Source organism: Pseudomonas sp. NPDC087612, from assembly GCF_044743505.1.
Classification (GTDB): domain Bacteria; phylum Pseudomonadota; class Gammaproteobacteria; order Pseudomonadales; family Pseudomonadaceae; genus Aquipseudomonas.
On sequence record NZ_JBIUWO010000009.1, the window covers coordinates 276,470 to 294,463 of the forward strand.

Consider the following 17,994-nt stretch of genomic DNA (forward strand, 5'->3'; position numbering starts at 1 on the left):
TTCATCCTCAGCCTGAGGAGGCATCATGCTGCCTGTCGAAAACGCTCAGACCATCGCCCAACTGTTCGCCCGCGCCGCCCGGGACTACGGCGACAGCCCGGCCATCGAAGACGGCGGGCAGCGCATCAGCTACCGCCAGCTCGAGCTGTTGCGCCAGCAGGCCGCCCGCGCCCTGCTCGCCCTGGACGTGCAAGTGGCCGACCGGGTGGCAGTGTGGGCGCCCAACCTGTGGGAATGGATCGTTGCCGCCGGCGCCCTGCAGAGCATCGGCGCCACCCTGGTGCCGTTGAACACACGGATGAAAGGCAGCGAGGCCGGGCACATCCTGCGCGAGAGCGGCACCTGCGTGCTGTTTTGCATCAGCCGCTTTCTGGATAACGACTACCCGGCCATGCTCGCCGATCAAACCCTGCCGGCCCTGCGCCAGGTGATCAGCCTGCGCCCGGCAGAGCCGCGCCACGGCGGCCTGGCCTGGGAGGCGTTCATGGCCCTCGCCGAGCAAGTGCCGCAGGCGCTGTTGCAGGCCCGCGAGCAGCAGGTCGGGCCGCAGACCCTGTCCGACCTGTTGTTTACCTCCGGCACCTCCGGCAAGCCCAAGGGCGTGATGACCGCCCACGGCCAGAATCTGCAGGTGGTGCGCGACTGGAGCGAGATCGTCGGCCTGCGCCGGGGCGATCGCTACCTGATCGTCAACCCGTTCTTCCATTCCTTTGGCTACAAGGCCGGCTGGCTGGCAGCGCTGATGCGCGGCTGTACCATCATCGCGCAGCAGGTGTTCGAGGTGCAGGCGCTGCTCGACTGCGTGCAGCGCCAGCGCATCAACATCCTGCCCGGGCCGCCGACCCTGTATCAGTCGCTGCTGGCCCACCCGCAACGCCAGAACTACGACCTGAGCTCCTTGCGCGTCGCCGTCACTGGCGCCGCCGCGATCCCGGTGGAGATGATCGGGCGCATGCGCGAGGAGCTGGGCTTTGCCACCATCGTCACCGCCTACGGCCTGACCGAAGCCTGCGGCTTTGCCAGCATCTGCCGCCCCGGCGACAGCGCCGAGCGGGTCGCCAGCACCAGCGGCCGGGCCATGCCAGGGGTTCAGATCCGCTGCGTCAACAGCAGCGGCGCCAGGGTGCCGGCCAACGTGCCTGGCGAGGTGTTGATCCGCGGCTACAACCTGATGCACGGCTACCTCAACGACCCGCAGGCAAGCCTCGAAGCGGTGGATGCCGACGGCTGGCTGCACACCGGCGACATTGGCGTGCTGGATGAACAGGGTTACCTGCGCATCACCGACCGGCTCAAGGACATGTTCATCACCGGTGGCTTCAACGTTTACCCGGCGGAGATCGAACAGACCTTGCTGCAGTACCCCGGGGTGGCCCAGGCCGCCGTGATTGGGATTGCCGATGAACGCCTGGGGGAAGTGGCCATGGCCTTCTTGCTGGCGGTGCCTGGACAGGTGATTGACGTAGCGCAGTTCAATACCTGGTGCCGCGAGCAGATGGCCAACTACAAAGTGCCGCGGCGGGTGCAAGTGGTCGAGGCCTTGCCGCTCAATGCCACGGGCAAGGTGGCCAAGCAGGTATTGCGCGGCTGGGTGTGAGGGCTGCTGTGCAGCCCATCGCCGGCAAGGCCGGCGATTGAGCCCGAAGGGGTCGTAATCCAGACACCACCTGATGCGTTGCCAGTCCCACAGGGCGATGAATCCGATTTTACTGTGGGACGCTTCCGAATCCGTTCGACGGTGCGCCAAGGCGTGAATGCCAGTGCTAGGTTCCGGGCCTCTTTGCCCAAGGAACCTGCGCATGACAAGGACGCCCTCTTCCGTTTTATCCCCTGCTCCGGCGATAACCGCCACCAGTTCCACCTTGCAGCCAGGCTTCTACATCGTGCCGCGCAGCATGTCAGGCACCCAGGATCGTTGGCTGGCGCTGCAGGTGTTGGAATGGGAGGAGAATGGGTGGGGGATGTGATTTTTGGACTAACAAGGCCATGAGCGGGTTCTGGTATTCATGGTGGGCTGTCGCTTTCATGATTTCTCCGTTCACGCTTGCGTTCATCGGTTTAGCGATGAGTATCCAGATCACCTGCGGCCGTGACTTCAATGTCATGCTCTCGGCACTACCCAACAGCTGGCGGCTTCAAAATCGAACTACCCATTTTGGCAACGCCAGCTTGAGGTCACGTTGGCATCTGGTAAACACAGTCAGCGGCGCCATGCTTTATCCCGGGTTCTGCATCCGCAAAGGGCTGTTCGATCCAGGTGAACTGCAAGAATTCCCGGCCCCTCTCAAGCGTAAGATGATCATCTCTTCCTGGTTGTCTATTGTTGGCTTTGCATGGCTGATGATAGGCGCAGGATTGCTAAAGCTCAGCAATGGATAAAGGGATGAGGGGCTTGCCGGCAATCAAGCACGCAGCGGACGTAATTCCGGCAATATTGATTTGCGGGCTGGACTGGCCTCATCGCGGGTCAAGCCCCCCGCAGGGGTCGTAACCCGCCGCTCAGATCACCCGCGCCGGATGTTGCTGGCGCGGGTCGCCGAGCAAGCCGCGATGGGAAGGCGGCTGGCGCCCGCCCGCTTCGCTGATGCCATACCCAGCGGCTATCTCGGCAGTGATTAGGGTTTGCCCGGAATAGCGCATCAACTGCGGGTCATTGAGCAGCGCATGAATCACCCGCCCATTGAACTGCGGGGTCTCGGCATCGGCAAGAAACGCCTTGTACTGCTCGCCATGCTGCTCGCCGGCAATCCGCGTGCGCTCGGTCAGTTGCGGGCCTAACCATAGCGACACGGCGGCGACGCCCTGGCCTTCGAAATCGATGGCCATGTCGGCGGCCAGCTTGTCGCAGCCGGCCTTCTGCGCGCCATAAGCCGGCCCATGCATGTAGCAGCCAGCGCCAAACGATGAGGTGAAACACACCAGCCCCTGGCGGCTGCGCAGCAACAGCGGCGCGCCATGGTAGCTGGCGACATAGGCTGAACGCAGGCCGACGTCGAGGATGCCCGCCAGCGCCAGCGGTTTGCTCCAGAACGGCCCCGGTTCGATCAACTGGTCATGGATGAACGCCGCGTTGTTGACCAGCAGATCCAGGTGCCCGCATTCGCGCTCCACCCGGGCGAACAGCGCCTGCACCTGGGCATCGTCGGCGTGATCGCAGGTCACCGCGATGCCTTGCCCGCCCACCGCGCTGATGGCCTCGGCGGTGGCCTGCAGGTCGCCGTCCAGGGCATGCCCGTACAAATGTGAACCGCCCTGCCCGCGGGCTCGGCCGGTAACGTAAACGGTCATGCCGGCCGCGCCGAGGGCCAGGGCGATACCCTGGCCGACACCGCGGCTGGCGCCGGTGACCACGGCAACCTGCCTGTGTTGTGTACTCATGGGGTGCATCCTCAAGAAACCAGCGCCGCCTGGGCCTGGTGATTACTGGCTAACGCGCCGATATGGTTGGCGGCCAGGTAGCCGAAGGTCATGGCCGGGCCGAGGGTCGACCCCGCCCCCGGATAGGTACGGCCCATCATCGATGCGGCGCTGTTGCCAATGGCATACAGGCCGAGGATCGGCTGGCCGTCCTCGTGCAGCACCCGCGCATGCACATCGGTGAGCAAGCCGCCCTTGGTGCCGATATCGCCGGCATCGACCCGCACCGCATAGAACGGTGCCTGCAGCAACGGCGCCAGGCACGGGTTGGGCTGCACACCGGGGTCGCCGTAATAGCGGTCGAACAACGACTCGCCCTTGGCAAAATCCTCGTCGCGACCCAGGCTGGCCATGGCATTGAAGCGCTGCACAGTACGCGCCAGGCCTGCGGCATCGACCCCGATGCTGGTCGCCAGGGCTTCAAGACTGTTGGCCTTGTGGAAGTAGTCGCGCAGGTGCCGGGGCAACTGCCAGTCGCGCTGGGCATAGCCCGGCAACAGCGCGCCACAGGGGTATTTACGCCGGAAGCTGGCGTCGAAGACCATCCAGCACGGCACGCTGCTGGCGCCTTCGCGGTTGTTGGCGTACATGGCGTAGACGATGTCGGTGTACGGCGCCGCTTCGTTGACGAAGCGCTGGCCCGCGGCATTGACCAGCACGCAGCCGGGCAAGGTGCGTTCGACAAACAGCGCGCGCTGCTTCTCTTCGCCCTGCACATGGGTGGTCGGCGCCCACCAGCTGTGTTCCATCAGCGCGGTGCGCGCGCCCACGGCCTGGCCGGCGCGAATGCCGTCGCCGGTGTTGTGCGGCGGCGTCGCGCTCCAGCGCGCTTGCGAGGGCTGCGGGTGATACTGGTCGCGCATCGCCTGGTTACGCTCGAAGCCACCGGCGGCGATGACCACCCCGTGACGCGCCTTGATCCGCAGCAGCTTGCCGTCGCGGCGCACCTGGGCGCCGCCGATGCGCCCGTCGACGATCAGCAGTTGCTCCAGCGCGCAGTCGAGCCACAGCGGCACCTCACGGTCGAGCAACGAGCAGCGCAAGGCGCCGACCAGGGCGTTGCCCAGGGTCAGGAAGCGATCACGTTTCGACAGCTTGCGGCCCGTGCGGTCGCGCCAGTAGCGCCACATCACCCGCAGGGTCAGGCGCAGCCAGCCGTTGCCGCGACACAGCAGCACCTGGGCTTCTTTCATGGTCATGGCCATGCGACCCATCATCAGCGTGCCCGGTGACGGCGCGCGCATCTTCAGGAACTCGTCGCCCAGTTGCGCCGCGTCGAACGGCAAGGGGTCCATGGAGCGGTAGCCAGGCTTGCCGCCCGGTACTTCGGGGTAGTAGTCGGCATAGTGCGGCTGCGCCTCGAAGCGCACCCGCGAGTGTTGTTCGAGGTATTCGAGCATGCGCCGGCCCTGCTCGACGTAGGTTTCGATGCGCCCGTCGTCGATCTCGCCCTGGGTGACGGCCTCGAGGTAAGCGATAGCTTCCTCGGCCGAGTCGTGCCCGCCCAAGGCGCTGATGCGCGGGTTGTTGGGGATCCACACACCACCGCCGGACACCGCCGAGGTACCGCCGTATTCGCTACTTTTTTCGATCACCAGGGCCTTGAGCCCCAGGTCATGGGCGCGCAGGGCGGCGGTCATGCCGCCGGCCCCCGAACCGATCACCAGCACGTCGCAACAGTGGTCCCAGTCGATCCCGGCTTCGTTCATGTGCTCACCTTGTAAAGGGCAATGGACAACAGGCCGCGCCGGCGGTCGGCCGGGGGCATTGGTCATTGATTGTTCGATGCCCGGCACGGGCCAACATCGTCCGATGGGACTAGCGCCAGCGTCCGGCGCACGTGGCGGCATCGCTTAGTCCGCTTGGACGATGTTGCGCCGCCACGGGGATTCCATAGTCGCCTCCAGCTTCACCTCCCACCTTGAATACAGCGGTCGGGCAGGTCTGACCGCGGCATGAGGACGACATGATAAAAACAACAATCGCCCCACCTTCACTCAATACCTGCGTGCGCCTGGGGATGCTGATGCTGGCCGGCGGCCTGGGCACCCCGGCCAGCGCCCTGACCTTTCAGGCCAACGATGACCTGAGCATCGACTGGGACACCACCCTCACCTACAGCCTGGCCTGGCGTACCGAGGGCCGCGACCACAAGCTGGTGGCCAACGCCGACGGCAACGATGGCGACAACGCCTTCGACCGCGGCAGCCTGATCAACAACCGCGTTGGCTTTCTCACCGAGGCCAACCTCAAGTGGCAGGACAACTACGGCCTGTTCGTGCGCGCTGCCGGCTTCTACGACAACGTCTACGACCAGGGCAACGACAACAACAGCGGTGCCTCCAACTGCCTGGCCAGCGGCAACTGCCGGCGCGCCGACCGCTTCTCCCAGGACACCATCGACCAGCACCGCGACGACCTGCGCCTGCTCGACGCCTATGCCTACGGCAGCTGGGACGTTAGCGGCCACAACCTCAACCTGCGGGTCGGCGATCAGGTGGTGAGCTGGGGTGAAAGCCTGTTCTACCCGGGCATCTCTGCGGCCCAGAGCCCGGTCGATGCGACCAAGGCCACCACCCCCGGGGTCGAGGTCAAGGAAGTGCTGCTGCCGGTCGGCCAGGTGTTCGGCCAGTTCAGCCTGACCGAGGCGCTGGAGCTGCAAGCCTACTACCAGTACAAGTGGGAGAAGACCGACCTGTTCGGGGTCGGCAGCTATTTTTCCAGCACCGACCTGATCGACCGCGGCGGTTTCAGCGACGCCTCAGGCTTCGTTACCCGCCTCAAGGACGACGAGCCCAGTGACAGCGGCCAGTACGGCGTGGCCCTGCGCTACACCGCCGAGTCGCTGAACAACACCGAGTTCGGTCTCTACTACTCGCGCTACCACGACAAGAACCCGTCGCTGGACTTCCAGACCGACCTGGGCCACTACCGCGTGCGCTACTTCGACAACATCGACCAGTACGGCGCAAGCTTCGGTACCGTGCTCGGCGACACCAGCATCGCCGGTGAGGTCAGCTACCGCGACGGCGCGCCGGTGATGGTCGACAACGGTTTCTCAAGCCCGGTGCGGGCGCAGACCCTGCAGGCCCAGGTGTCGATGATCCACGTGGTCGGCCCGACCGCCTTTGCCGACAACACCACCCTGGTCGGCGAGCTGGTCTACAACACCGTGCTCGACAACGACGCCTCGACCCCGCTGACCCTGCCCCCCGGCCTGACCCTGCCGGGCACCGACAGCCTGGTGCTGGACCGCGACGCCTGGGGCTACACGGTACAGGCGACCTTCGACTACAACGACGTGTTCAGCGGCTGGGACATGTCGGTACCGGTCACCTACAGCAGCGCCGCCCAGCACGACAGCGCCCTGACCGGCTCGATCAATGCCGGGCAAGGCGATGAGCGCGCAAGCATCGGCACCACCTGGCGCTACCTCGGCAACTTCACCGTCGAAGCGCTCTACAACGCCTACCTGGGTAACGCCAACAACTCGCCCCTGGCCGACCGCGACAACGTCGCCCTCAACTTCAAGTACCGCTTCTGAAGCCCCTGATGGAGGAGCACCGCATGTCTACTCTCACGCATCCCTGGTTGCGCACCACCCTGGCGGCCGCCCTGCTCGGCGCAAGCCTGGCCCACGCCAATGTCAGCAATAACGATGCCGCGCGCCTGGGCCAGGACCTGACCCCGGTCGGCGCCGAGCGCGCCGGCAACGCCGATGGCAGTATTCCGGCCTGGACCGGCAAATGGCGCGGGCTGCCGCCGCATCTGAAATTCGCCGGCCCAGGCACGCCCTACCCCGACCCATACGCCGACGAAAAACCGCTGTTCACCATCACCGCGCAGAACGTCGAGCAATACGCCGCCAACCTTACCGACGGCCAGAAGGCGCTGTTCAAACGCTACCCCAACTCGTTCAAGATCCCGGTCTACCCCAGCCATCGGGACTTCAGGGTCGACCAGGCCAGCGAAGATGCGCTCAAGCGCAACGCACTGAACGCCACGCTCAGCGCCGACGGCAACGATGCCCTCAACGCCTTCGGCGCCTCGCCGTTCCCGATCCCGAAGAACGGCAACGAGCTGATCCTCAACCACAACATGCAGGCACGGGCGGTCACCGAAGAGGCCAACTACCAGCAGGTGGTGGTGTATGCCGACAACAACAAGGCCCTGGAGAAGGTCAACTACAAGATCTACTCGCTGTGGTCCGACCCCAAGCAGAGCGCGCAAAGCGTCAACGGCGTGTTCACCGACTTTTTGCTCACCACCCTTGAGCCGGTGCGCAAGAAAGGCGAGATCATCGTCGGCCACGAATTCATCAACGCCGCCGCCCAGCCACGCCAGGCCTGGCAGTACACCCCGGGCCAGCGCCGGGTACGCCGGGCGCCGACCGTGGGCTACGATTCGCCCACCGGCGCCGGCGGCTTTCGCGTCTACGATGAAGACCGCCTGTTCAACGGTGCCACCGACCGCTACGACTGGAGCATCGTCGGCAAAAAAGAAATCTACATCCCCTACAACAACTACAAGATCGACAGCCCCGAGGTGAACACCGCGCAGATCCTCTCCACCAGCGGCCACATCAACCCGGAGCTGATGCGCTATGAAAAACACCGGGTGTGGGTGCTGCAGGCAACCCTCAAGCCATCCGCCCGGCACATCTATGCCAAGCGCCTGATCTACATCGATGAAGACAGCTGGGCGGCAACCCTGGCCGACAACTTCGACGCCCGTGGCCAACTGTGGCGCACCAACATGCAGACTTCGGTGTATGCCTATGAGATCCAGCGCTTCCACGCGCGTCTGGGGATCTACCACGACCTGATCGCCGGCTCCTACCTGGTCGACCGCCTGCTCGACGAGCAAAAGCCGGCCAAGCTCAACGCCAGCAACTTTGCCGCCGACGAGTTCACCCCCGGCAACCTGCGCAAGCTCGGTACCCGCTGAGCCCCAGGCACGCCGCCCTGCTCCCGAGCGCTGCGCTCGGGAGCAGGCGTTTTCGCCGCTGGCGAAGTACAATGGCCGCCGTACTGCCCGCGCATCCCCGCGCGCGGCCCCGCCTTTGAACGATCAATGGATGATCCTGGTGAAACCCCTGAAGAACCGTTTTCTCGCCATCGCCATGCAGGTGGAGCTCAACCTCAGCATCTGGACCGGCGGCCTCTACATGATCTGGGTGCTGTTCGACCGTGATGCGACGCGATACTTCGAGACCTACGCAGTGTTTGCCATCGTCAGCCTCTGCCTGTTCTTCTTCACCGCGCTGTTCGTGCGCTGCCCGGAATGCAACACCTCCATGCACCACCTGTACAAGCCGGGTGAAGGGCTGTTGATGCACCGCGGCTTCCTGCCCCACGAGGTCTTCACCCAGAAGCTGATCGAGTGCCCCAAGTGCAACCAGGTGGTGAAGTTTCGCGATTAGCGCAGGCTGATAACGATTTTGCGCGCAAGCATGCCCACCAACATACCGGCGAGGGTCAGCAGCACATCGGCGCTGAACTTTGCCGAGTAGTCAGGCGCATAAATACGGTCATGGCTGTAGAAGGTCGGGCCGGTGTTGAACAGCGCGTGGTAGCCATTGGGAAAGAACGCCACCGCGCACAGCACCACGATCAAGCCCAGGGTCCAGGCGCCGGTGCCGTCGTAGGACTGGCTACGAAACCAGAGCAGAATCCAGGTGAGCACAGCGGCGAGCAGCGGCGTCCAGAACTGCGAAGTGAGGGCGTTGTAGAATTCAATCGGGAAGTACATGGCGTTGCTGAGTCCTTTCAATGACACGGTGGGTAAAGCGCGGCGAATTCTATCACGGCAGTCTGGTTTACTCAGTGCACTCAACTAAACCAGAAAAATGAAACCACTCCCGCTATCAGGCACACCCACACTATCGACGTCACCCTGGACGCGGCTTCGCTGCGACGACTTAGTTGTTGATCCAGAACTGCCCGGTTCGATTTTCTCTCTCCTTTCTCCCCGAGCTGAAGGTAATCACTCAGCGCATAAATGATCCTGGAGAAATTTTTATGGTGCCGATGATTGCCAGGAAGGTTCGCCCCGACCTTCAAGGACGACTCGATTCTTACAACGCAAACGCCCGGCTCCAGATCATCAACTACGATGGTCACCCGTTCGCCCCAGGAAAACGCCGACATGCCCGCCGACACATCGATTCTGCCGATGAACATGTCGACGTGCGTGGCTTGCAGCCCCAGATTCGGCAGGACTTCGCCTAGCGCTTCGAGCACGACTTCTTTGGGAAACGGAAATTTTTGCTCGGTGGCCTGTGATCCACTGCCCATACGATTGCTCCCGTGCGCCATTCATTTGTGGCTCTGCGTGATACAGGAGGTTAGATCATCGAGCATCGACCTGCGGTGCAAAACTGACCTTTTGCAGTCGGTCCAGCCCTACCCCGTAGTAGAACGAAAACGGCCGCCCGGCCTGATACGCGTAGTCGCCACACATCTCGCGCAGGCCCTGGCGCCCGGCGTCGGCCATATCAAAGGGCTGGTAGGGGTGCTCGCCGAGTGATCCGAACTCAATGGTCAGCCAGGTCGAGCGAAACTTGCCGTAGGACATCTGGCTTCCCATGCTGACCTTCAGCCCTCCCGCCTCGAGGCGCTCGCGCAGGTCACGGTCGTCAAAGTACAGGCTGGCAGGCACGCGCAGGGTCAACTTGTCGTGGGTGAGAATGTCCATGCCGCCTTCCAGTTGCGCGCTATCAGCCTTGAAGCCGGTAATGACGAACGGCAAGGCGCTCTGCACGAAACTGTCGAGCTGGCAGCTCACCTCGGCGTTGACCGTGCGGCTACCGGCAAAGGCATGGCGGCGCTCGCTGTCGCTGATGCGGGTATCGAGGCTCGTTTCGTAGGGCAAGTCGAACCACAGCGGTATGACCTTACGCCCCATCGCGACGACGTTGGCAGGCGCCGGGCCGATTTCCCTCCCCGCTGCATTCAGGCGCTTGGCCTGGCTGTAGTCCAGCTGCAATTGCACGCTGGAGACCACCGCCTTGCGCGCCTTCAGGATGGTATCGAACTGGCCGGCCAGGGCCTGGCGCTGCGCGGCGCTCAGGGCAGGCTCAGGGCCGCGCAGCACAAGGGTGTCACTGTGCTGGGGATCGAGTTCGATCTGCAGCCGTTGCGTATCGATGTGCTGGGTGGCCAACAGCTGCTCGACGGCCTGGCGGTAAACCTCGTGCACTTGCCCGGCGTCACCGCGAGGATGGGCACCGCCCTGGAACTGCAACTGCGCCAGCACCACCCTGGGCTCCTTGAACAAGGCCACAGCGAGCAGTGCACACAACCCGATACCCGCACCCACCATCAGCTTCCCTGCCGCACTTCGACTCATTACAAGCCTGCTCCTTGACCAAGACATCCGCAGTACACCCTGCGGGCGCGGATGATAACCGCCATTAGCGCTTATTGCTTGTGCGGCAAACGCCATTGTTACTGTTTCACCAATAAAGCTTCTCAGCCCCGGGCGTTTATCCGCAAACACCCTCGGCCTAAACTGAAATCAGTTTCCAGGCCAAGCCCCTGCCCCGCTTCCCAGCTGACCAGCGCTGCCCATCAGGCGTTGATGCTGCCAACTTAATTCCCCCTGAGCCTTGCGCACTGCGTGCGTGCAATGCCTATGACTAACGGAACGTATAAACAATGACGGATGACCCTCGAACGCAAACCCGGAAGTTTGCCACGACCGCGAGCGTGCTGTTTTCCCTGCTGGTTCTAGTGATATCGCTGGCGTTGCTATATGGCGGCCTCAAACTGGTGATACTGGGAGGATCAACTTATTACTTGATCGCCGGCCTTGCCTACTTACTGCTGGCGGCACTGTTTTTCTGGCGCAAACGCAGTGGCATTACCCTTTCCGTGGTTATCGCCCTTGTAACCTGTGCCTGGGCATTTTACGAAGTGGGCCAGTTTAGTTACTGGCAACTGCTGCCGCGCCTGGTGGTTCCGGCGATTATCCTGACCCTGAGCCTGTGGGTCGGTGCTGCGTTCCCAGGTACTGCAACGAACACCCGGCGCCTGGCCAACGGCAGCGGTTTTGTCGTGTTTGCGGCGCTGATCGCAACCTTCGTTGCTGCGTTCTATCCGCACGGCGCGATCTCCAACCCGGTCGCTAGCACCGGTGCGCCCGCGCCCAAAGCGCCCGCCTCCGCACCTGAAAACTGGGAATTCTTTGGCCGCAGTGCATCCGGCACGCGCTTTGCGCCGTTCAGCCAGATCACCGCAGACAACGTCAAGGACCTGCAAGTGGCGTGGATCTACCGCACCGGCCGCAGGACCACCGGCAATGGCGCCGGTGTCGACGAAAACACCCCGCTGCAGATCGGCAACGTGCTGTATTCATGCACCCCGGAAAACCTGATCACCGCCCTCGACGGCGACAGCGGCAAGCCGATCTGGAAATTCGACCCGCACGCCAGCAGTGCCGAGCACGTCACCTGCCGCGGCGTGGGCTATTACGACATCGACAAGGACGACAGCCTGAGCACTGAGGTCAAAGCCTCCTACAACGATCAGCAACAATGCCGTCAGCGCATTCTGGTGTCGTCTGTCGATGCGCGCTTGTTTGCCCTCGATGCGCACACCGGCAGCCTGTGCCCGAACTTTGGCGACAACGGCTTCGTCGACCTGAAAAAAGGCATGGGCCCGACCGAGAACAGCAAGCGCTATCACCCGACCTCCCTGCCGGTGGTCATGGGCCACCTCACTGTGGTCGGTGGCTGGGTCCGCGACATCGTCGGCAAAGAACCTTCCGGCGCGGTGCGGGCCTTTGACGTACTCACCGGTGCACTGGTGTGGGCCTGGGATATCGGCGCGCCTGAGGATGCGGATACCACCGCCGCCGATCACGCCTTCACGCTGGAAACCCCTAACGTCTGGACCGTCCCGACTTTCGACAAGGAACTGAACCTGGTCTACCTGCCAACCGGCAACGGCCCGCCCGACTATTGGGGTGGCGACCGCAACCAGGCCAAGGAAAAGTATGGCTCGGCCGTGGTTGCCGTCGATGCCTCGACCGGCAAAGCGAAATGGGTTTACCAGACCGTTCACCACGACGTGTGGGACTATGACCTGCCATCGCAGCCGGTGCTGTACGACATCAAGAATGCCCAGGGCGAAAAAACCCCGGTGCTGATCCAGACCAGTAAAACCGGCAACATCTTCGTACTGGACCGCCGAACCGGCCAGCCGGTTACCGAAGTGCAGGAGCGCCCGGTGCCGACTGCACCTGCTGCAGAAGGCGAACACCTGGCGCCCACCCAACCGCACTCGGTGGGCATGCCGGTGATTGGTGCCGAGCCACTGACTGAAAAGTCCATGTGGGGCGTGAGCACCTTCGACCAACTGTACTGCCGCATCATGTTCAAGGACTCCGTCTACGTCGGCCCCTTCACCCCGCCAACCGAAAAGCCCTACATCGAATGGCCGGGCCTGTTGGGCGGCATGAACTGGGGTGGTATTTCCATCGACGAAAACACCGGCATGATGTTCGTCAACGACATGCGCGTACCGCTGCGCATGGCCCTGGTTACCAAGGAGAACACCAAGAAGTTTAAAGTCTCGACCGACGAGGTGCCTGGCTTCATGGGCACCATTCGCCCGCAAGTTGCCGGCATTTATGGCGGGGTGAAAATCGACATTCTGCAATCCCCCCTGGGCGTACCGTGCAACAGCCCGCCGTTTGGCAGCATGAGCGCCATCGACCTGAATACCCAGAAACTGGTCTGGCAAGTGCCGCTGGGCACCGTCCAGGACACCGGCCCGCTGGGAATCAAAACCCACCTGCCGATCCCGCTGGGCATGCCGACCCTTGGCGGCCCGACCTCAACAGCGTCTGGCCTGGTGTTCTTTGCCGGTACCCAGGATTACTACCTGCGCGCGCTCGACTCGGCCACCGGTAAAGAAGTGTGGAAAGCCCGCCTGCCGGTCGGTGCTGTAGCAGCGCCGTTGATCTACCAGTCGCCGGCCACCGGCCGGCAATATGTGGTGATCTCGGCGGGCGGCATGAGCCATTCGCCGGATGTGGGCGACTACATCATTGCTTATGCGTTGCCGGAGGGAACGGGGAAGCAATAAGTTGCTTAGCGCCACGTAAAAATAATCCCCGGTATTCGGGGATTGTTTTTTTGAGGGGTTCATTTGAGCGGCTGTTTGAACCGCCCCGCTGCAGATCACGCAAACTCCCAATCCCGCTCCAGATACTCAACCTCGGCAGGTAACAGCTCACGCAACAGCGCCAGGCACTGTTCGAACATCGCTATGTCGGGCAGGCGCAGTTCGAAGCCGATGGACAGGTTACTGATATGCGGGACCAGGATCCGGCGCTTGCGGTCGATGGTCAGGTAGCGATATTGCTCCCACCCGGGGCCATGTTCATGTTTAGCACAGGCTTCGGGCGAAGGCGGCACCATCTCGCGAGTGAACAGGATATAAGCGATAAACAGCGGCGTCAGCAACAGCCACCAGGTGCCGGTCGCGACCGCCAGCCAGAGCATCAGCAGCGCCTCGATTACCACAACCACGACGATGGTGATCCTGGCGGCGCGATCGGAGCGCACGTACTTGCTGATGGTTATGCCGTCGCGGGTGAGCTGGAATGAAAGGTGGGTTCTGACCGTTAATAACAGCAGCATCAGGACGTACATCACCGCGCATAGCCCGTAGACCCACTTGTCGGCGCCCAGCCAACTGAACATACCGGCCGCCCCGAGCACTGCGATGGTCATCGCCAGGATGCCATTGCGCAGGTCCCTGGGCGCAATCAGGCGCGCCTTGATCGACCAGTTCATCAATGTATCGGGCGGGTTTGCTGCAGGGCGTTCAGCGGGGTCGGTCGGTTGTGGGTTTTGCACGGATATCCTTATCTTCGAATGCTGTCGCGGCTCACTCAAGCCCGTCGACGTCTCGAATAGAATTCGATCGCAACCAGTACGATGCCGGGCATTAACAAGCCCAGACCGGTGTAAGCAAATGCAGGTTGCCCGGATAACCCCACGGCAATGAAGCCCGAGCCCATGGCAATCAGTGGCGCGCCGGCCAGGATGAAAGGCTTTTTGCTTGGGTTGGTCATGTCAAACCTCCTTGTCTTGTGGCTGCATGGCAGTCAGCCATGATGCACCATCTTAAACCAGATTGCCGTTATGCTGCGCAACAGGACAATCAACACTCACGTTGAAAAGACAGGTCGTCAATGAAGCACATCAAGCTGATTCGCCACGGCGAAAGCGCTGCCAACGCAGGCCAAGCCAGTCGCGATCATGCGAGCATTGCCCTTACTCAAAAGGGAATCGAACAAGCGCAGCGGGTGGCCCATTCGTTCACCCAGGCGCCGCAATTAATTGTTGCCTCGCCATTCTTTCGAGCCCAGGCAACCGCCAGGGCAACGGCCACCGCCTTCCCTGCCGTGCCGTTCGAAACCTGGGCTGTGCAAGAGTTCACCTACCTTGAACCTGCGCGCTGTACCGACACGACAGTGGCCCAACGTCGCAACTGGGTTGAAGCGTACTGGGCCAGATCAGACCCGGCATTCAGGGATGGTGCCGGAGCAGAGTCGTTTCTGGACTTCGTGGCTCGGGCGAAGGCATTCCTGGAACAACTTGCCGCACATCCTGCCCAGGACATTGCAGTGTTCTCCCATGGGCAGTTCATCAATGCCGTTGCCTGGTTACTTGAATACACGCCAGAGACAATTGATGGCCAGGCAATGACGCAATGGCGGGCGTATGAAATTGCCAACCACGTGCCCAATTGCTGTGGCTACGCGTTGTGCTGGCATTCGGACGATGCGAAGTTTCAGGCACAGGTCTGTGCATCGACCCAAGCCAAGTTGCGGTGTTTCTATACCTGAACATTCCCCAAGCTACCCAGAAAAGGATTTCGCAAATGCCGTTTTCACCGACCGAACGCGCTGCACTGCTCACCCTCAAGGGCGTCGGCCCAACCGTCATTACCCGGCTCGAACAGATGGGGATTGAATCGCTGGCAGAACTGGGCAAGGCGGATGTCAGTGACATACTGGCTCAGGCCTCAGCGGCACTGGGCTCGACCTGCTGGAAGAACAGCCCGCAAGCGCGAGCAGCGATTACTGCTGCGGTTGAGCTTGCGAAAGGGGCTGCTAGTTTCAAGCCCGCCGGCTAGATTGGTTGGCCTGCGCGAGTGCAAACCCGCGCATCAAACATTGCGGAAAAGGCAAAGCATGGACCTGCAATTCAAGCGACTCAGTGAAATCAGCAGCGCCGACATCATTGAGCTCAACAACAACCCGCGGGTCTTGCGCCACATGCCTTTGGGCCGCCCCGACTTTGACGAAGCCAAATGCGCAGCGTGGGTCGCCGAGAAAGAGTCGCAGTGGCAGGTTAATGGCTATGGCCCGTGGGCTTTCTTGGTGGATCAGAAGTTTGCCGGCTGGGGTGGGCTGCAGTTAACAGAAGGTGATGCCGACCTGGCGCTTGTTTTACTTCCGGACTATTGGGGCTGTGGCAAAGCGATTTTTGCTGAGATCGTTCGGCGAGCCTTTCAGGAGATGGGGCTGGAATCAGTTACCGTTTTGCTTGCGCCTAGCAGAACACGGGTCAAGGGGATGCTTCGGTTAGGGTTTCAGCCGGATGGGGAAGTTTGTTTGGATGGCGTGCGCTTTGTTAGCTATCGGCTTCGGGCATCTGCTGGTGATTGAGGCTGGTGGCTGAAACGGCGGAGATTCTGATGGTACATTGTTATTGGCTCTGCGTACCGCCGCGCAGGGCTGCCAATTGCTACTGGATTTCATGCGCGATACTCAAATACGAGCGGAGCAACGATCATGGAATACGACGACAAACTGATTGAAGATGCCGTGCTTGCCCTGTTGGTAGCCTTTAGTTCCGACGATGGCAATGCCTGGAAAGGGTTCGATTTCGAGATCATGAATCGACTGCATGAGCAGGGCTTCATTAATGATCCGATAAACAAGAGAAAATCTATCTGGTTGACGGCGGAGGGGCTGGAGCGAGGTCGGCGGATAGCTGACCGGTTATTTGGGGTGAAAGCTCAAGCAGTGCATGCAACCAACGCTGATATCTGAGTGGATGCACGCGTGGATGAGTCGACACGCCCCCTGGCACAACGACTGGTGCTCTGCGATCGAGCAAAAGGCTTCGCCCTCCACTACAGTTCGCTGTCGGCTTCTCGCAAATGCGAGCGCTTGAATACAACGACGGTAACTGCGGAGGGAATAGAGCCTCGCCGCTAATTCAACAGATCGCGCAGGTACTCCTGAAAACTGGCGGCAACTACATGAGCCTGCCCATCGATCGGATCAATCTCAACTACCTGCCAGGCGTTGTCGGTATCGAAGCCTGCGCAGTAGCCCTGCATGTCATCACCGAACAACAGAATTCCCTCCAGCGCGGTGGCACTGTCAGCATCGTAAATTTCATTCGGCGCTAGCAGACCGTCATACAGAATGAACAGCGGCTGCTCCGCACCTACTGCTCCGCTTCCGAATTCCTTTAGGAACGTACTGTAATCCTCGGGAAGAGACGGATAGCATTCGCTCAGGTGTGCAAGCATTGATGAGGCAACAGGCTGGAGTTTGCTTAGCATGCTGCTGTACGGGGCACTGTTTTTTAAGTCCTGGAACATTCAATCATCGCCTGGCAAAAATACAAATTCAGCCCATCCTAGCGAGTCCGGGGTGATGCTGCGAGGCAAATCGTTCCCTTCTAGCGATGATCGGCCAGTTGCCTTCAGTGGTAGCGTTAGGCGATTCACGCCGCTTTCAAGAAAAGACTTGGAACTGTTCAGCGATCGCTCCGCCCGGACGAGACAAGCGTTGAATGCTGGGTCAATTCAACTACCTCACAGGCGATAATCTTGCACAGGCCTTGCTGTTGATCAACGCAGTGTTTCAGCAGTGGCGCACACAGTATCCACAGCAGACATTGATCGCAGTAGCGTCGACCGACGAATCGGGCGCAGCCGTTAAGTTTTACTTATCAAGAACAGAACAATCGTGGCTGGCTGGTGACATCGAAGGCTTTATTCAGCCCGTTCTGGTGACAGACTCGAGGCAGCTGCCATTTCAATAAGCGCACGATACAAGGTGCGCCGCGCCTGATTCTCCCGCGCGGCCCGCCAGCGCCTTATCATTTTTGGTTGGTAGGGGGCATAAAGGCACCCACGAAGAAAACGCTCGCAGGTCCGATAAGCCAACTGACGGTGGTTCCTGGACTGACAATTGGCACAACGATAGTGACTGTAATCAGAGCTATGCCCATCCATAGCCGCCTACGCGGTGTGAGCCACTCTCGAAGCTGCTGCAGCCTTTGGCGCATTACCACTCTCCCGCCTATTGGAAGCGAAGCATATCACCCCCTTCAACGAAGCGCGCCACCCCGGCTAGGTTGGTCTAAATGTAGTGGTCTAATGATTCCGGACACCCATTTAGGCGAAAATGCTCGCCATAGAGAGGTGTCTGATGACCAAGCAAAGTCGTACCTTTACCCCAGAATTCAAGCGCGAAGCTGCCAGCCTGGTGCTCGACCAGGGCTACAGCCATATCGATGCCGCCCGTTCACTTGGGCTG

The 17,994-nt window shown here is 61.5% G+C and carries 20 protein-coding genes; 12 read left to right on the forward strand and 8 right to left on the reverse strand.

Annotated features, from left to right (window positions below; all coding sequences use genetic code 11):
* Positions 1–25 precede the first annotated feature (25 nt).
* Together ACIOVF_RS20310 and ACIOVF_RS20315 are read left to right on the forward strand one after the other, a co-directional pair.
* A complete protein-coding gene (locus ACIOVF_RS20310; protein ID WP_401292027.1) occupies positions 26–1,597 on the forward strand; it encodes a FadD3 family acyl-CoA ligase in 1,572 nt (523 codons plus the stop codon).
* Between the two features lie 389 nt (positions 1,598–1,986).
* On the forward strand, positions 1,987–2,379 hold the full coding sequence (locus ACIOVF_RS20315) for a hypothetical protein (protein ID WP_156160247.1): 393 nt from the start codon (positions 1,987–1,989) through the stop codon (positions 2,377–2,379).
* 120 nt (positions 2,380–2,499) lie between these two features.
* Here ACIOVF_RS20315 and ACIOVF_RS20320 read toward each other — a convergent pair whose 3' ends face one another.
* Positions 2,500–3,378: an SDR family NAD(P)-dependent oxidoreductase gene (locus ACIOVF_RS20320; protein WP_195883611.1), complete on the reverse strand. Its 879-nt coding sequence runs from the start codon at positions 3,376–3,378 to the stop codon at positions 2,500–2,502.
* Positions 3,379–3,389: 11 nt separating this feature from the next.
* The gene (locus tag ACIOVF_RS20325; RefSeq protein WP_401292032.1) at positions 3,390–5,126 is read right to left on the reverse strand and encodes an FAD-dependent oxidoreductase; all 1,737 of its coding nucleotides are present in this window, start codon (positions 5,124–5,126) and stop codon (positions 3,390–3,392) included.
* Positions 5,127–5,383: 257 nt separating this feature from the next.
* Between ACIOVF_RS20325 and ACIOVF_RS20330 the strand changes: the two genes are divergently transcribed.
* From ACIOVF_RS20330 to ACIOVF_RS20340, 3 genes are all read left to right on the forward strand, one after another.
* Positions 5,384–6,961, forward strand: a complete 1,578-nt coding sequence (locus tag ACIOVF_RS20330) for a DUF1302 domain-containing protein (protein ID WP_401292035.1) — start codon at positions 5,384–5,386, stop codon at positions 6,959–6,961.
* A 23-nt stretch (positions 6,962–6,984) separates the two neighbouring features.
* Positions 6,985–8,364, forward strand: coding sequence for a DUF1329 domain-containing protein (locus tag ACIOVF_RS20335; RefSeq protein WP_093384833.1), 1,380 nt, complete (start codon positions 6,985–6,987; stop codon positions 8,362–8,364).
* A 130-nt stretch (positions 8,365–8,494) separates the two neighbouring features.
* The gene (locus ACIOVF_RS20340; protein ID WP_045201647.1) at positions 8,495–8,839 is read left to right on the forward strand and encodes a hypothetical protein; all 345 of its coding nucleotides are present in this window, start codon (positions 8,495–8,497) and stop codon (positions 8,837–8,839) included.
* Here ACIOVF_RS20340 and ACIOVF_RS20345 read toward each other — a convergent pair.
* The 3 genes from ACIOVF_RS20345 to ACIOVF_RS20355 form a co-directional block, all read right to left on the reverse strand.
* Positions 8,836–9,168 (reverse strand): hypothetical protein, encoded by a 333-nt coding sequence (locus tag ACIOVF_RS20345; protein ID WP_045201648.1) that lies wholly within the window; start codon positions 9,166–9,168, stop codon positions 8,836–8,838. The genes ACIOVF_RS20340 and ACIOVF_RS20345 overlap by 4 nt on opposite strands.
* A gap of 80 nt (positions 9,169–9,248) precedes the next feature.
* Entirely contained in the window at positions 9,249–9,713 is a 465-nt protein-coding gene (locus ACIOVF_RS20350) for a hypothetical protein (protein ID WP_052676574.1), read from the reverse strand.
* Positions 9,714–9,768: 55 nt separating this feature from the next.
* On the reverse strand, positions 9,769–10,767 hold the full coding sequence (locus ACIOVF_RS20355; RefSeq protein WP_401292039.1) for a hypothetical protein: 999 nt from the start codon (positions 10,765–10,767) through the stop codon (positions 9,769–9,771).
* A 308-nt stretch (positions 10,768–11,075) separates the two neighbouring features.
* Here ACIOVF_RS20355 and ACIOVF_RS20360 point away from each other — a divergent pair, with 308 nt between their 5' ends.
* Positions 11,076–13,508, forward strand: coding sequence for a membrane-bound PQQ-dependent dehydrogenase, glucose/quinate/shikimate family (locus ACIOVF_RS20360; protein WP_401292042.1), 2,433 nt, complete (start codon positions 11,076–11,078; stop codon positions 13,506–13,508).
* A 95-nt stretch (positions 13,509–13,603) separates the two neighbouring features.
* Here the strand turns inward: ACIOVF_RS20360 and ACIOVF_RS20365 are convergent, their stop codons facing one another.
* Entirely contained in the window at positions 13,604–14,284 is a 681-nt protein-coding gene (locus ACIOVF_RS20365) for a hypothetical protein (protein ID WP_195883605.1), read from the reverse strand.
* A 35-nt stretch (positions 14,285–14,319) separates the two neighbouring features.
* Complete coding sequence (locus ACIOVF_RS20370) at positions 14,320–14,502, reverse strand: hypothetical protein (protein WP_401292045.1); 183 nt, start codon at positions 14,500–14,502, stop codon at positions 14,320–14,322.
* A 120-nt stretch (positions 14,503–14,622) separates the two neighbouring features.
* On the opposite strand from ACIOVF_RS20370, the gene ACIOVF_RS20375 reads away from it, so the two are divergent.
* The 4 genes from ACIOVF_RS20375 (at position 14,623) to ACIOVF_RS20390 (ending at position 16,491) form a co-directional block, all read left to right on the forward strand.
* Positions 14,623–15,279: a histidine phosphatase family protein gene (locus ACIOVF_RS20375; protein WP_195883604.1), complete on the forward strand. Its 657-nt coding sequence runs from the start codon at positions 14,623–14,625 to the stop codon at positions 15,277–15,279.
* Positions 15,280–15,314: 35 nt separating this feature from the next.
* Positions 15,315–15,569 (forward strand): helix-hairpin-helix domain-containing protein, encoded by a 255-nt coding sequence (locus tag ACIOVF_RS20380; RefSeq protein WP_195883603.1) that lies wholly within the window; start codon positions 15,315–15,317, stop codon positions 15,567–15,569.
* Positions 15,570–15,627: 58 nt separating this feature from the next.
* Entirely contained in the window at positions 15,628–16,104 is a 477-nt protein-coding gene (locus ACIOVF_RS20385) for a GNAT family N-acetyltransferase (RefSeq protein ID WP_401292049.1), read from the forward strand.
* Between the two features lie 126 nt (positions 16,105–16,230).
* A complete protein-coding gene (locus ACIOVF_RS20390) occupies positions 16,231–16,491 on the forward strand; it encodes a DUF6429 family protein (protein WP_195883601.1) in 261 nt (86 codons plus the stop codon).
* 164 nt (positions 16,492–16,655) lie between these two features.
* Here ACIOVF_RS20390 and ACIOVF_RS20395 read toward each other — a convergent pair whose 3' ends face one another.
* Positions 16,656–17,051, reverse strand: coding sequence for an SMI1/KNR4 family protein (locus ACIOVF_RS20395; RefSeq protein ID WP_401292053.1), 396 nt, complete (start codon positions 17,049–17,051; stop codon positions 16,656–16,658).
* A 194-nt stretch (positions 17,052–17,245) separates the two neighbouring features.
* Between ACIOVF_RS20395 and ACIOVF_RS20400 the strand changes: the two genes are divergently transcribed.
* Together ACIOVF_RS20400 and ACIOVF_RS20405 are read left to right on the forward strand one after the other, a co-directional pair.
* A complete protein-coding gene (locus ACIOVF_RS20400; protein WP_401292056.1) occupies positions 17,246–17,497 on the forward strand; it encodes a hypothetical protein in 252 nt (83 codons plus the stop codon).
* A 389-nt stretch (positions 17,498–17,886) separates the two neighbouring features.
* Positions 17,887–17,994, forward strand: a 108-nt coding sequence (locus tag ACIOVF_RS20405; protein WP_401292072.1) for a transposase, incomplete at its 3' end; no start/stop codon positions are given.